This window comes from Uliginosibacterium flavum, from assembly GCF_040566545.1.
Lineage (GTDB): Bacteria > Pseudomonadota > Gammaproteobacteria > Burkholderiales > Rhodocyclaceae > Uliginosibacterium > Uliginosibacterium flavum.
In genome coordinates, this window is sequence record NZ_JBEWZI010000008.1 from 93,441 (window position 1) to 107,498 (window position 14,058).

At 60.2% G+C, this 14,058-nt stretch carries 13 protein-coding genes; 2 read left to right on the top strand and 11 right to left on the bottom strand.

Annotated elements, in window-relative coordinates; genetic code table 11:
- Nucleotides 1-543 precede the first annotated feature (543 nt).
- From ABXR19_RS09195 to ABXR19_RS09225, 7 genes are all read right to left on the bottom strand, one after another.
- Nucleotides 544-1,338, bottom strand: coding sequence for a HEPN domain-containing protein (locus ABXR19_RS09195; RefSeq protein ID WP_354600825.1), 795 nt, complete (start codon nt 1,336-1,338; stop codon nt 544-546).
- Between the two features lie 66 nt (nt 1,339-1,404).
- Nucleotides 1,405-1,782, bottom strand: a complete 378-nt coding sequence (locus ABXR19_RS09200) for a PH domain-containing protein (RefSeq protein WP_354600826.1) — start codon at nt 1,780-1,782, stop codon at nt 1,405-1,407.
- 364 nt (nt 1,783-2,146) lie between these two features.
- Entirely contained in the window at nt 2,147-2,431 is a 285-nt protein-coding gene (locus ABXR19_RS09205) for a type II toxin-antitoxin system RelE/ParE family toxin (protein ID WP_354600827.1), read from the bottom strand.
- Nucleotides 2,421-2,660, bottom strand: coding sequence for a CopG family ribbon-helix-helix protein (locus ABXR19_RS09210; RefSeq protein ID WP_354600828.1), 240 nt, complete (start codon nt 2,658-2,660; stop codon nt 2,421-2,423). The genes ABXR19_RS09205 and ABXR19_RS09210 overlap by 11 nt, the downstream gene beginning before the upstream one ends.
- Nucleotides 2,661-2,886: 226 nt before the next feature.
- Nucleotides 2,887-4,869 (bottom strand): acetate--CoA ligase, encoded by a 1,983-nt coding sequence (acs, locus tag ABXR19_RS09215; RefSeq protein WP_354600829.1) that lies wholly within the window; start codon nt 4,867-4,869, stop codon nt 2,887-2,889.
- 107 nt (nt 4,870-4,976) lie between these two features.
- Nucleotides 4,977-6,707, bottom strand: coding sequence for a TRAP transporter large permease (locus ABXR19_RS09220; protein ID WP_354600830.1), 1,731 nt, complete (start codon nt 6,705-6,707; stop codon nt 4,977-4,979).
- Nucleotides 6,704-7,306 (bottom strand): TRAP transporter small permease subunit, encoded by a 603-nt coding sequence (locus tag ABXR19_RS09225; RefSeq protein ID WP_354600831.1) that lies wholly within the window; start codon nt 7,304-7,306, stop codon nt 6,704-6,706. Before ABXR19_RS09225 ends, ABXR19_RS09220 begins: the two co-directional genes overlap by 4 nt.
- 140 nt (nt 7,307-7,446) lie before the next feature.
- On the opposite strand from ABXR19_RS09225, the gene ABXR19_RS09230 reads away from it, so the two are divergent.
- Nucleotides 7,447-8,085 (top strand): histidine phosphatase family protein, encoded by a 639-nt coding sequence (locus ABXR19_RS09230; RefSeq protein ID WP_354600832.1) that lies wholly within the window; start codon nt 7,447-7,449, stop codon nt 8,083-8,085.
- A gap of 252 nt (nt 8,086-8,337) precedes the next feature.
- Here the strand turns inward: ABXR19_RS09230 and flhA are convergent, their stop codons facing one another.
- The 3 genes from flhA to ABXR19_RS09245 all read right to left on the bottom strand — a co-directional run bounded on the left by flhA (nt 8,338) and on the right by ABXR19_RS09245 (nt 12,056).
- Nucleotides 8,338-10,437: a flagellar biosynthesis protein FlhA gene (gene flhA, locus ABXR19_RS09235; RefSeq protein WP_354600833.1), complete on the bottom strand. Its 2,100-nt coding sequence runs from the start codon at nt 10,435-10,437 to the stop codon at nt 8,338-8,340.
- Between the two features lie 5 nt (nt 10,438-10,442).
- Nucleotides 10,443-11,606 (bottom strand): flagellar biosynthesis protein FlhB, encoded by a 1,164-nt coding sequence (gene flhB / locus ABXR19_RS09240; RefSeq protein WP_354600834.1) that lies wholly within the window; start codon nt 11,604-11,606, stop codon nt 10,443-10,445.
- A gap of 222 nt (nt 11,607-11,828) precedes the next feature.
- A complete protein-coding gene (locus tag ABXR19_RS09245; protein WP_354600835.1) occupies nt 11,829-12,056 on the bottom strand; it encodes a hypothetical protein in 228 nt (75 codons plus the stop codon).
- Nucleotides 12,057-12,369: 313 nt separating this feature from the next.
- On the opposite strand from ABXR19_RS09245, the gene ABXR19_RS09250 reads away from it, so the two are divergent.
- The gene (locus ABXR19_RS09250) at nt 12,370-13,389 is read left to right on the top strand and encodes an Ldh family oxidoreductase (protein ID WP_354600836.1); all 1,020 of its coding nucleotides are present in this window, start codon (nt 12,370-12,372) and stop codon (nt 13,387-13,389) included.
- Between the two features lie 102 nt (nt 13,390-13,491).
- Here the strand turns inward: ABXR19_RS09250 and ABXR19_RS09255 are convergent, their stop codons facing one another.
- The gene (locus ABXR19_RS09255) at nt 13,492-13,998 is read right to left on the bottom strand and encodes a phasin family protein (protein WP_354600837.1); all 507 of its coding nucleotides are present in this window, start codon (nt 13,996-13,998) and stop codon (nt 13,492-13,494) included.
- Nucleotides 13,999-14,058: the final 60 nt, after the last annotated feature.

Below are 14,058 nucleotides of genomic sequence, written 5' to 3' on the forward strand. Positions count from 1 at the left end.
GCCAGACCAGCCTAGGAATCAACTTTGCCACCAGCCTGGGATTTGTACTTAGGTACATACCCGCCTGGCATCTCATTGATGCACAGCGTGAAGCACATCACGAAAGTCCCGATTTCACTGCGATCCGTTCAAATGAGACGCCGCATCCTGTCCTTACAACGCAGACCTCACAATGCATCACAGACAAGCCTCCCACCTGGAGGATGGAAATGATCCCAAAAGGGCCTCAATCCTTATCTGACCGACAAGGTCCAAGCCTGAGAGATGGACGAAAACGGCGACTGCAAACGCGGCACGCCCCGCAGCGGCAGCGTGCGCCGCTACGCGCAGGACCTGCTGATGAACGAATTAGGCGGACAAGCAAGGCATCCGGAGAGCCGCATACAGCATGACTGTGCGGACGGCCTGCTTGCAGATCCTTTCTTGATGAGGCTATTCGAAGAGGGTAGCTGTAGAGGAAGGATGGTGGCGGGTCTTCAGTGGCTGCGTGCGCGGAGCGCCCCCTACTTGACTGGGCACATCCTCTCGATTGAAGGTTTCAGGTTACGGCCTGACCTTAACTCCAGTCTTTATCTCCAATAGATGCTGTCGATAGTCGGCAACCAGCTTCTTTGGAATGAAAACGTACTTCACCAACTCGTCCAGCATCTCTGGATAGAGGTACAGAAGTGGATTCTGTGCACTTAAATGATTCTTTGCCCGTACCGTGGCTCGCTTTCGAACTCCAAAACAAGGGTTATGCCAGAGCAGCGCTGAGCGACTTGGATGCTTTCTGTCCTCGAGGAACTTCTCCAAAAGTCCGTTCTGTAACCGAAATTTATGCCGAGGTTCAGTCTCGCTATCCACCAAGTCTGACCACGCTGCATCAAGTAGTCTCTGCTCTGCAAGCGGAAGCTCCTTCCCAAAGACATAGAGAACTTGGCAATAGCGACGAATCTCCCAAACAGCCAGATCAAGGTCGACCAATATGTGGCCGTCGACATGGAAAGGGATATCGATGTATCGGAACTCACCGACCTTCGCGAGGTGAGCAATGAACTTGCGGCTTCTAGACGAAAGTTGGATCTTGAACGGCAGGGTTTCTGTGAGCGACAGCGAGAGAGCTAAATCGTGACCGACTTTGGTAGCCTTCACGCGGTTGTAGAGAAGGATTGCCTTTAGGTACTTCTCTATCGCTTGATGTGAAGCCCAAAGGAACTGTGGAAATAGTTCATAGCGGCAGGCTAACCGAGCAGCAACATAATCCCGGTCTGCCTGATCTCGGAACGACTGCGTACCGAACGAATTGACAAAGCGATCCAACTTGTCTTGCTCACTCATGTAGGGTGCGAAGGACATTTCATCATCCTCTATGACTTCGGATTTTCGCGAAAACGAAAACAGGGGTAATTCTTGCCTTTTACCTCACCCCAGCACATGCGTCGCCAGCACCTGCTGCAAATCGTAAATACTCACCGCCCTGCTGAATTTCTTCGAGATCGGCACGGGATCGCTGCCGACCCAGATCTTCAGCTCGGCATCCAGTTCAAAGGTGCCGGCGGTTTCGATGCTGAATTTGGTGATCTTGCTGTAGGGCACGGACAGGTAGTCGATCTTGCTGCCGGTGAAGTTCTGGATATCCACGAGAATCAGGCGTTTGCTGGTGAACACGAAGGTGTCGCGCAGCACGACGAAGCCGATTTCGATGCTTTCATTTTCGACCAGCAGGCGGCCGTAGTCGGCAGCGAGCTTTTCAGGTGACACGACGCCGGCATTGCCGAGCAGGCCAGACAGGATTCCCATGGTTTATCGCCTTGTGCTGCTGTTCCGCGTTCTTCGGCCGCTTGATCGCCAACGCGCAGCGGTTGCTGCAGTTGCGTATCTGCATGGGATTCTAGGGCGACAAATGCCTTGCCGGGAGGATTAATCCGGATCCAGATCAAGAATGCCGGATAAATGCGCAGAAACGTGAATTGCATCACGCTGCGCAGGCGCGCAGGGCGGACTTGAGCGGACACCTTATCCGGAGAACCGCATCTGGCTTGGCTGTGCAGGCATGCAAGCTGAAGAAGCTCGCCGGGCGCGGCTCTTCAGGCATGCCTCTGGGAGGCCTGAATCGCGGCAAATGAAAACGGGGCAAGGACTCTCGCCCTTGCCCCGTTCTTGTTCACCAGGCCTTCGGCGGCTTTCGCCGGGTGTGAAAGACCCGGAGCACATGCACTTCTTCGTTCTGCACGCGGTAGGGGATCAGCAATGGATAGCGATCAATGACCAGTTCTCGCGTCCCCGGCACCCGGCCAGGCCGGCCCACGGCCGGAAAATCTGCCAGGGCATCTACTTGGGCTTTGACGAAAGCAAACATCTCGGCGGCGGCTTTCGGGCTTTCTTGCGCGATGTAGCCGGCCTGCTCGTCAAGATTCTGGAGTGCCTTGCGCAGCCACCTAACCCGCATGCGTTTGCCACTTCGCACTGATTTCACTCACCTCAGCGTCACTGGCGAAATCGCCTGCATCGGCTTCGCGCACGGCTTGGGTGATTTCGCTGATCTGCCAGGATTCGCGCTCGATGAAATCGCGGATCGCCTGCCCAGCCAGAAAGGATTTGCTGCGCCCCGTGGCATCCGCCAGCGCACTCAACTGCTCGGACAATTCATCCGGCAAACGCATCGACATCATTCCCATGACCCACTCCTTCGTGCAACGCATTACGATGTTTTCATTGTAATACATCAAATACCGAACCGCCTCATGGCTGAAGAGCCCCACCTGGCCTGGCTGTGCAGGCATGCAGGCCCAGGAAGCCCGCCGGGAGCGGCTCTTCAGGCATGCATCGGTCACGCCTGAATTCCGGCAATGAAAACGGGGCAAGGACTTTCGCCCCTGCCCCGCGTATCAAGCCGGAATCACGTCAGGCGGAGTGCCTGAGTTGCTCCAGGATGCCGGGATTTTCCAGGGTGGAGACGTCCTGGGTGATTTCCTCGCCCTTGGCCAGCGAACGCAGCAGGCGGCGCATGATCTTGCCGGAGCGCGTTTTAGGCAGGTTGTCGCCGAAACGGATGTCCTTGGGCTTGGCAATCGGGCCGATCTCTTTTGCTACCCAGTCCTGCAATTGCTTGGTCATGGCCTTGGCGGCGTCGCCCGTGGGGCGCGTCTGCTTGAGCACAACGAAGGCGCAGATGGCTTCGCCGGTCAGATCGTCCGGCCGGCCGACGACGGCGGCCTCGGCGACCAGCGGATTGGCGACCAGTGCGGATTCGATTTCCATGGTGCCCATGCGGTGACCGGAGACGTTCAGCACATCATCGATGCGACCCATGATAGTGAAGTTGCCCGTCGTCGCATCGCGCATCGCGCCGTCGCCGGCCAGATACAGACGCCCGCCGAGGTCTTCGGGGTAATAGCTCTTCCTGAAGCGATCCGGGTCGCCGTAGATATTGCGGATCATCGAGGGCCAGGGCTTCTTGACGACGAGGAAGCCGCCCTTGCCCCATTCCACATCGTTGCCGGTTTCATCCACGATGGCGGCTGCAATGCCGGGGAATGGCAAGGTACAGGAGCCCGGCACCAGCGGCGTGACGCCCGGCAGCGGGGTAATCATGTGACCGCCGGTTTCGGTTTGCCAGAAGGTATCCACGATGGGGCAGCGCGTGCCGCCGATCTGCTCGTAGTACCACATCCAGGCTTCCGGATTGATCGGCTCGCCAACCGAGCCAAGCAAGCGCAGGGAATCGAGTTTGTAGTTTTTCGGGGCGACCTTGGGGTCGACGTCCGAGGCCTTGATCAGGGCGCGGATGGCGGTGGGCGCGGTGTAGAACACGCTGACCGAATGCTTCTCGATGGTCTGCCAGAAACGCCCGGCATCCGGATAGGTCGGCACGCCTTCGAACACGATCTGGGTCGCACCGCAAGCCAGCGGGCCGTAGGCAATATAGGTGTGGCCGGTGACCCAGCCGATGTCGGCGGTGCACCAGAAGGTGTCTTCGGGCTTGATGTCGAAGGTCCACTTCATGGTCAGGATGGCATGCAGCAGATAGCCGCCGGTGGAGTGCTGTACCCCCTTGGGCTTGCCGGTGGAGCCGGAGGTGTAGAGCAGGAACAGCGGATGTTCGGCGCCGACCCATTCCGGCTCGCAGGTGGCGGGCTGGTTGGCGATCAGATCGTGCAGATAGATGTCGCGACCTTCCTGCATCGGGATCGCGGCGCCAGTGCGGCGATAGACGATCTGGCTATGCACGTGCTCGCAGCCGCCCATGGACAGCGCCTCGTCGATCACGCTCTTGAGGCCCAGATTCTTGCCGCTGCGGCATTGCTCGTCGGCGGTGATCACGGCGATGGCGCCGGCATCGATGATGCGTTCATGCACGCTCTTGGCCGAGAAGCCACCGAACACCACCGAGTGGATCGCGCCGATGCGCGCACAGGCCTGCATCGCGGCAACGCCTTCGACCGACATCGGCATGTAGATGATGACGCGGTCGCCCTTCTTGATGCCGCGCGCTTTCAAGCCATTGGCGAATTTGCAGACCAGCGTATGCAGCTCGCGATAGGTAACTTTGGTGGCCTTGCCGTCGTCGGCCTCGAAGATGATCGCCACCTTGTCGGCATTGCCGTTTTCAAGATTGCGATCCAGGCAGTTGTAGGAGACGTTCAGCGTGCCGTCGGCAAACCAGTGATAGAACGGCGCCTCGGATTCATCCAGCGACTGGGTGAAGGGTGTCTTCCAGCTGACATGTTCGCGGGCCAGACGCGCCCAGTAGCCGGCGTAATCGGTCTCGGCTTCCTTGCACAGCGCTTCATACGCTGCCATGCCGGAAATCGTGGCGCGTGCCACCGTCTCTGCGGACGGTTGAAACACGCGCAATTCCTGCATAACTGAGTTGATAGCATTCATCTCTGTGGTCTCCTTTTTATTGGTGACCACATGCTAGTCAATCGTCAAGTACTTTGATACTTGTCAATACCCCTAATGTCCAAAGGTGCGTATAGCCTCAAAGCCTGCTATTTGCCGGACTCCTGCATCAGCTGACGCTGAATTTCGTCCTCCAGAGGGTCGCCGGAGGATTCGGCGGGCGCTGGCTGACTGCTGCCCGGCTCGGGCACGGCTTGCTCCAGCGAGGGCGACTCCTCCATCGGGATGTCGATCTGCACCTGATTCACGTCGACCGCCTTGCTCCCGCCCACACTGGCCAGCTGCGGAAAACCGATGATCAGGCCGACCATCAGCATCTGGATCAGCACAAAGGGAATCGCTCCCAGATAAATCTCCGAGGTGCGCACCGACGTGGGCGCCACAGAGCGCAGGAAAAACAGCGCAAAGCCAAAGGGCGGATGCATGAACGATGTCTGCATATTCACCGCCAGCAACACGCCGAACCAGACCAGATCGATCCCCAGCTTCTGCGCGACCGGCGCCAACAGCGGAATGATGATGAAAGCCAGCTCGAAATAATCGAGGAAAAAGGCGAGCACAAAAACCAGCAGATTCACCACGATCAGGAAGCCGAGCTGCCCGCCAGGCAAGCCGGTCAGCAGATGTTCGACCCAGACGTGGCCATCCACGCCGTAGAACACCAGACTGAAGACGCGCGAGCCAAGCAGAATGAACACCGCGAACGAAGTCAGGCGCGCGGTGGATTCCATGGCCTGTTTGAGCAGGCTGAGGCTCAGGCGTTTGCGGATCAGCGCCATTCCCAGCGCGGCCGTTGCGCCCATCGCCCCGCCTTCGGTGGGCGTCGCGATGCCGAGGAAAATCGTCCCCAGCACGAGGAAGATCAGACCCAGCGGTGGCACCAGCACAAAGGTGAATTGCTCGGCCATGCGCGATAGCAGACGCAATTTCAGCAAGCGGTGCAAACCGGCCACGGCAAAAGCGGAAACCATCCAGGCACACAGACTCAGCACCACCAGCGCATCGGTGGCCACTTCGGTGACCGTGCCCTTGGAGAGCGTCACGATCAGGCTCAGCGGCCAGCTGCTCTGCGTGAAGATATACGTTGCCACCCCTGCCATCGCCGACAAAGCCAGCATGGAGAGGATGCCGCTGCGGCCGTTACCCTCGCGAAAGATCCGCGCTTCGAGCGGAATCGCCGGCGCCCAGGCTGGCCTGAACAGTGCGATAGCCGCCACGTAGGACACATACAAGCCCGTCAATATCAGGCCCGGTACAAAGGCCGCGCGGTACATGTCGCCCACCGGCTTGCCCAGCTGATCGGCCAGCACGATCAACACCAGCGAGGGTGGAATGATCTGCGCCAGCGTGCCGGACGCGGCGATCACGCCGGTCGCCAGCTGTTTGTTATAGCCATAGCGCAGCATGATCGGCAGCGAGATCAGGCCCATCGAGATGACCGAAGCCGCCACCACGCCCGTCGTTGCCGCCAGCATCGCGCCGACAAACACCACCGCAAAGGCCAGACCACCACGCACCGGGCCGAAGAGCTGGCCAATGGTTTCCAGCAGCTCCTCGGCCATGCCGCTGCGCTCCAGAATCAGGCCCATGAAGGTAAAGAAGGGCAAGGCGAGCATGGTGTCATTGCTCATCACCCCCAGAATCCGGTCAGGCAAGGCCTGGAACAATTGCGGCTGGATCTGCCCGGAGGCAATCCCGATCAGCCCGAAGACCAGGCCACATGCGGCCAGCGAAAAAGCCACGGGATAGCCCAGCAGCAGGAACACCACCATCGCGCCAAACATCAGCGGCGCAAAATTTTCGATCACGAAAGCCATCATCGCGCGCCCTCCCCGCCGGCTTCGCGCTGACGCCGGATTTCCTGGATCAGCTCCTCTTCGGCAGACATTTTCTTGTCGGCGTCCAGCGGATCAGGGCCATGCCCGGCCAGAAAGGCGATGCGTTTGATCAACTCGGAAAGCCCCTGCAGCAACAGCAGGCCGAAGCCAGCCGGCACCAGCAAACGTACCGGCCACAGAATCAGGCTGCCGCTGCTGCCCAGATCCTCGCCGCTGGCGAAGTTGTTCGCAAACACCTGCCAGGACAGCCAGATGATCAGCGCACACACCGGGAAGAGGAAAAACAGGGTGCCGAAAATATCGATCCCCGCCTGCGTGCGGCGGCTGAAGCGACTGGTCAGCACATCGATGCGCACATGCGCATTTTTCTGCAACGCATAACCGGCGCCGAGCAGGAAAATCGCCGAGAACAGATACCAGCGGATCTCCAGAAATGCATTCGAGCCCACGTCCAGCACCTTCAGCACGATCGCGCTGGCAGCCGTTTCCAGCACCAGGATCAGCACCAGCCAGATTGCCAGCTTGGCAACCCACGCGTTCAACGCGTCAATCGCGCGCGACACCCCCAACAAGACTTTCATTCCACCCCCGAACAGACATTTTCCAAGCCGCGCTTGCGCCCGGATTGGTCAAAAATAACTCGCCCGGTAGAATAAGTGAAAACTCGCAATCATGGCGGCCAGACGCAGCAGCCTCTGCGAGACATCAATTAGCCAGCTCAATGCCCATCACCCGAATCTGCCTCGTCCGCCACGGCGAAACTGCCTGGAATGCCCAGCATCGCCAGCAAGGCCACGAAGACATCGCCCTCAACGAGCGGGGCCAGGCGCAAGCGCGTGCCGTGGCCGCCGCCCTGCAGGGCCAAGACTTTGCCGCGATCCATCATTCCGACCTGCAACGAGCCACCGCCACCGCCCGCGCCATCGGCGCCGCACGCGGGCTGCCGATGATTGTCGAGCCCGCCCTGCGCGAGCGCCACTTCGGCATCCTGCAAGGGCTGAGCCGGGAGGAATCCGAACAGCAATTCCCCGGTCTCTACACCGAAATCCGCACCCGTAATCCACACATCGCCCCACCCGGTGGCGGCGAGTCGCTGGACAGCTTCGCCCAGCGCATCAGCAACGCCCTGCACGCCATTGCGGTGCGCCATGCCGGGAAAAACGTGTTGATCGTCAGCCACGGCGGCTGCATGGACATCATGTATCGCGTCGTCACCGGCAAACCGCTGACCGAGCCGCGCGATTTCCCGCTGGGCAATGCCACGCTGAACTGGATTGACTATCAGGACGCGCGCTGGAATTTGCGTGTCTGGGATGAAAAAGCGCATCTGGCAGACAGCCGGGACGAAATCAGTTCCTGACAAGAAAAGGCTGTAGAGCCGCACTGCACCTTGATCTATACGTGGCATGCCTGAAGAGCATTGCCAGTATTAGCTAAGCGGGCATGCACACTGAAGATCAATACCAGAAGCGGGTCTACGGGCAGGCCAGTGCGTAGCAGCCGACCCTCTCCCCAACCCTCTCCCTGCCAGGGAGAGGGGGCCGGCCGGGCCCGGTTTTTTGCGACTTGCGACTTGCGACTTGCGACTTGCGACTTGCGACTCGCGCCCCACTCAGCCCCCTACCACCCCCGCCACCCGGATATTGCGTGATTCCGGCACTTCGGAATGCGCGATGACTTTGAGCGTGGGTACGGCACGGCGCAGGAAGCGGGCGAGCAGCCAGCGCAGATTGTTCGGCACCAGCAACACCGCCGGCATGCCCAGATCTTCCTGACGCTGTGCGGCAGCGGCCGTTTCGCGCAGCAGGGAGTCTGCCAGGCCCGGTTCGATCACGCCGCCATCGCCCCCGCTGTTCGCCATGGCCTGCGAGAGCACGCGCTCCAGGCTCGGATCGAGGGCAATCACGTCGATCTCGGCCGAGCCCGGGAAGAGCTGCTGGATGATCGCCCGGCCCAGCCCCATGCGCACGCGCGAAGCCAGTTCGACCGGATCCTGCGTACGCGGCGCGTGCTCAGCCAGGGTTTCAACAATGCTGCGCATGTCGCGGATGTTGATGCCTTCCTCCAGCAGATATTGCAGCACACGCTGCAGCACATGCAACGGCAACACCTTGGGCACCAGATCGTCGACCAGCTTGGGCGAATCCTTGGCGATGTGATCGAGTAGCGCCTGCGTTTCCTGCCGGCCGAGCAGATCGGCGGCGTGACTCATGATCACGTGATTCAGATGCGTGGCGACCACCGTGCTGGCGTCCACCACGGTGTAACCCAGCACATGCGCCTGTTCGCGCCGACTGTTTTCCACCCAAACGGCGGGCAGGCCGAAAGCCGGATCCTTGGTCTGATTGCCCGGCAAAGTGCCGGACACGCGCCCCGGATTGATGGCCATGAACTGGCCCGGATAGGCTTCGCCCGAGCCGATTTCGACGCCTTTCAGGGTGATGCGATAGGCATTCGGACGCAGCTCCAGATTGTCACGGATGTGCACCGGTGAGCCGAGAAAGCCGATGTCCTGGGCGAATTTCTTGCGCAGGCCGCGGATGCGTTTGAGCAGCTCGCCATCCTGACCTTTGTCCACCATCGGAATCAGGCGGTAACCGACCTCCAACCCCAGCACGTCGACCGGCGTCACATCGGCCCAGCTCGCTTCCAGATTTTCAACTGCCTGTGCCACTTGGGCAGCCGCTGGCAAGGCGGCCTCCGTCTCCTCCGGTTCAGCCGCCTTCTTGCTCATATACCAGGCACCCCAACCCAGCAAACCTGCCAAGGACAGAAAGACCAGATTCGGCATGCCCGGAATCATTCCCATAACCGCCAGAATGGCGGCCGTCAGGATCATTACGGTGGGATTATTGAAGAGCTGATTTACAAACTGCATACCCACATCGCCGTCATCACCAACCCGCGACACGACCATGCCGGCCGCGACCGAGATAATCAAGGCTGGCAGCTGTGCCACCAGGCCATCGCCAATTGCAAGCAGGACATAGAGATTGGCGGCGCGGCCAAAATCCATGTTGTGCTGCATCACACCGACGATCAGGCCGCCAACAATGTTGATGACCAGAATCAGGATGCCGGCGACGGCATCGCCACGCACGAATTTCGAGGCACCGTCCATGGCGCCGTAGAAATCCGCTTCCTGTGAAACTTCGGCGCGGCGCCGCTTGGCCGTCTTGTCGTCAATCAAGCCGGCATTCAGATCAGCATCGATGGCCATCTGCTTGCCGGGCATGGCGTCCAGGGTGAAGCGTGCACCCACCTCAGCGATACGCCCGGCGCCCTTGGTGATCACCACGAAGTTGATCACGGTCAGGATGATGAAGACCACGATCCCCACCGCCGTATTGCCACCGACCAGGAAGTGACCGAAAGCCTCAATCACCTTGCCCGCCGCGTCAGGCCCGGTATGTCCGTGCAGTAACACAACCCGCGTCGAAGCCACATTCAATGACAGGCGCAACAAGGTGGTGACCAGCAGCACGATCGGGAAGACCGAGAAATCCAGTGGTTTGCGCGTATACATTGCCACCAGCATCACCATCATCGACAGCGCAATGTTGAAGGTGAAGGACACGTCCAGCACGAAGGCTGGCAGCGGCAGCACCATCATCGACAAGATCAGCAGCAGCAGGATCGGCGCGGCCAACTGGCGGATATTGGAGGGCGAGAACAGGTTTCCCAGATCGACCAGGTTCTGATTGGTGGCCATGATATTTACCAGCTCAAATCGGGTTCAACAACGCGCTTCGCGCCCGGATCCATAGCTTCCGGCACGGGCAATTCGCTCGGCACTTCCGGCGGCAGACCGCCCTGACTCATGAAATGATTCAATTGATACACATAGGCCATCACCTCGGCGACAGCGGTGTAGAGCGCAGCGGGAATCTGATCGCCTTCTTTTGTGTGATGGAACAGCGCGCGGGCCAGCGGGGGCGCTTCCAGCAGCGGCACATTGTGCTCACGCGCAAGTTCGCGGATCACTTGAGCCACCAGATCCGCACCCTTGGCCACCACGGTGGGGGCGCCCATGTTGCCGGCTTCGTACTTGAGCGCCACGGCATAGTGGGTAGGATTGGTCACCACCACATCCGCCTTGGGCACGGCTGACATCATGCGGCGCTTGGCCATCTCGCGCTGACGCGCCCGGATCTGCCCCTTGATCTGCGGATCGCCTTCCTGCTCCTTGTTTTCCTGCTTCAGATCCTGCTTGGTCATCTTCAGGCGATCGTAGTATTGCCAAAGCTGGAAGGGCACATCGACTCCCGCCACAATCGCCAGACTGGCCACCACAGTCAGGCTTGCCACCAGCAACATGTGGCCGAACTGCGCGAGGCCCACCTCCAGCGAGGAACTCATCAAGCCGAGAATCTCGTGGCGATAGCCGCGCAGCACCCAGAAGGCGACCGCGCCGATCAACGCAGACTTCATGAAACCTTTAACCAGCTCCGCCAGGCCGTGCAGGGAAATGATCCGCTTGATGCCGCTGAGCGGGCTCAAGCGCGTCAGATCCATAGTGAAGGCCTTTGAAGAAAATACCAGTCCGCCCAACAGGATCGGCGAGGCCACGGCGGCGATCAGCATCACCACAAAGAAAGGCGCAAGCGCAATCAGTGCATCCGAACTCAGGCGCGTCAGCATTTCGTACATGGCGCCCTGATTGAAAGCCTGGGCATGCCCAAAGGACAAACCGTCGCGCATCAAGCTGGTCATGCGCTGCGTCAGCCAGCCCGAGCTGACCCACATCGCCAGCACACCAACGAACAACACCAGAAAAGTCGACAGTTCCCGCGACTGCGGCACCTGCCCGTCCTCGCGCGCCTGATCTATCCGGCGCTGCGATGCGGGTTCAGTCTTTTCGAGATCACTTTCTTCGGCCATGGCCTACCTCTGGTTTATTCCTTTGCCAAAGCCATCCGGTCACGAAGACGAGTCGCAGACAGTGCTCAAAGCACGGCAAGACGAAGTCAACACAGAGCGGGTGGGGTTGGCAAAGGAATTAGAGGCATTATTTGCCGACAGGGCAAAATTTGCCGCCCGGAACAGGCATGAAAAAGCCACGCTATTTGCGTGGCCTGGCGGGGTGCCCCGAGCGCGTTGCGCTCAGGACAACAGGGCGTGATACAACAAAGCAGCGTGAGCATCGTCCATCTCGTGATGCGACACCGCGAGCGGATCAACAGCCACCTGCGCACCCAGATCGACAATCCGCTGCAAGCCCGAGGCACACGATTCACCACCCCGCACGCCGCGCCGAGCCTGCTCGAACAAGGCATTGATCGCCAACAGCTGCAACTGGTGGGCGCTCAGATCCGTCGACACAGCATTCATGCTCAGCCCCTCCCGGAAAACGTTTGCCGGAAATGTGATTTTATGTCCCCGCCCTGACAGTACAAGCCTCGAATGGCTGGCAAAAAGGGCAGCAAATTGCGTGACAAGAAAAGGCCAGCAATCCAGAGCTGGCCCAAACAGAACAATTCACAGAAGTGAGATCCTGCAAGTGATCTAACGACAGCGCCCCCCGGTGCTTGAGTCCGTATGACTACGTAGCGCCCCGTAGGCATTCGTCCCGAGAGGCGCGCACATCCCGCGGGTATACACTGAGCCTTTGCCTGAAACCCTCAAGCCCACTGGAGATAGCAGCATGAGCGAAGCCCTTCGCATCCCCTTTTCGCAGCTCAGCGCCAAGGTCGCCGCAGCCCTTGTGGCCGCTGGTGTGCCCACTGACATAGCTGCGCTGGAGGCCGAAATCATGGCCGAGGCCGATCTGCTCGGCGTGCCCTCGCACGGGGTGCGCATGCTGCCGCCGCTACTCACCGCGCTGAAAGACGGTCGCGTCACTGCCACGCCAAACATTCACTTCAAGCGCGAATTTGGCGCCACCAGCCTGCTCGATGGCGACAATGGCCCGGGGCGCAGCTCATCCTGCCGCGCCATGGATGACGCGGTGGCACGCGCCCGCCAGTTCGGCATCGGCGCCTGTCTGGCCCTGCGCACCACCCATTGGGGCCGCGCCCACGCCTACGCGAGCCGTGCCGCGAAACAGGGCATGGTCGGCATCTGCAGCACCAACGCCATGCCCACCATGGCCGTGTGGGGCGGCAAGGGCAAGATCATCGGCAACAATCCGCTGGCCATCGCCATTCCGCGCGCCGAAGTCGACGCGCCGCTGGTATTGGACATGGCCATGAGCCAGGCCGCCGTCGGCAAGGTCGGCACCTGGCTGCGCGAAGGCCATGAAGTACCGCAAGGCTGGGGGCTGGATGCCGAGGGCAAGCCCAGCACCGATGCCAAGGCCATTCTTGGCGGTGCCGTCCTGCCTTTCGGCGGGCACAAGGGCGCGGGCCTCGCACTGATGATGGAACTGCTCACTGCCGCGCTGGCTGGCGGCGCCTTCGGCAATGAAATCATCGCGGGCGACCGCAGCGGCCTCGACCCTGACGCGTGCAAGCTCTTCATCGCCCTGAATCCGGAAGCCTTCGGCGGACTGGATGTACTGACCCAGCGCGTGGCGGATTACCTCGGCTACCTCGGCGAAGTCGCCGCGCCCTTCACCTGGCCGGGCGAGCGAGGCTGGGCCGAGCGCGATGCCAACCTCGTGCAGGGCGTACCGCTACATGCCGAGATCGTGGCACAGCTGGCGGGGGTGGGGGTACTGGTTTAGCGACAAGCTGCTGATCGCAGCCCCGCCAGCGCAGCGAAACGCCAGACGCCACCCTCACTCACGCGGGGTGGCGTCTCTGGCAAAAAAACCGTAAAACGACGCTCAGCCCTTCTTGCCCGGCATCTGGGCGAAGGAGGCGAAGGCGTCGGTAGAAGCCTTGGAAACTTGCTCCAGTGTCTTGCGAGCGCTGTCGAAGGTGTGCTGCAGGGCTTCGGCGGCGGCGTGGCTGTTCATTGGCATGCCTTTGAGCATGTCCTGCATGGCACCGAACATTTCCTGCCCGCCACTGTTGAGCTGATCGCTGACCAGCTTGCTCATTTCGGCCTGCATTTCGGCGGTGATTTCGGCGATGGTGCGGCTGCATTCGAACATCTTTTCGGCAGCCTGCTGGGCATAGCGCGAGCGCATCTCCATTGCATCCTGCGGTGATTTGACCTGGGCCATGGATTTGGCGCCACTGACGCCATCTTCAAAAATGTCGCGCGCCACTTCGACCTGCAACTGCAAAATTCGCTGGGAATTCTCGATCGAGAGCTGTGCCAGCTTCATCGCGGATGCGAGGTTCTTTTTTTGCAGATCAGCCACTGTCTGCTCGGGTTTCGTTGCCATACCGTTCTCCTCAGGAGTGCTACAACAGAAAAGCGAATTTTCCGACCCTCGCTGCTGCCC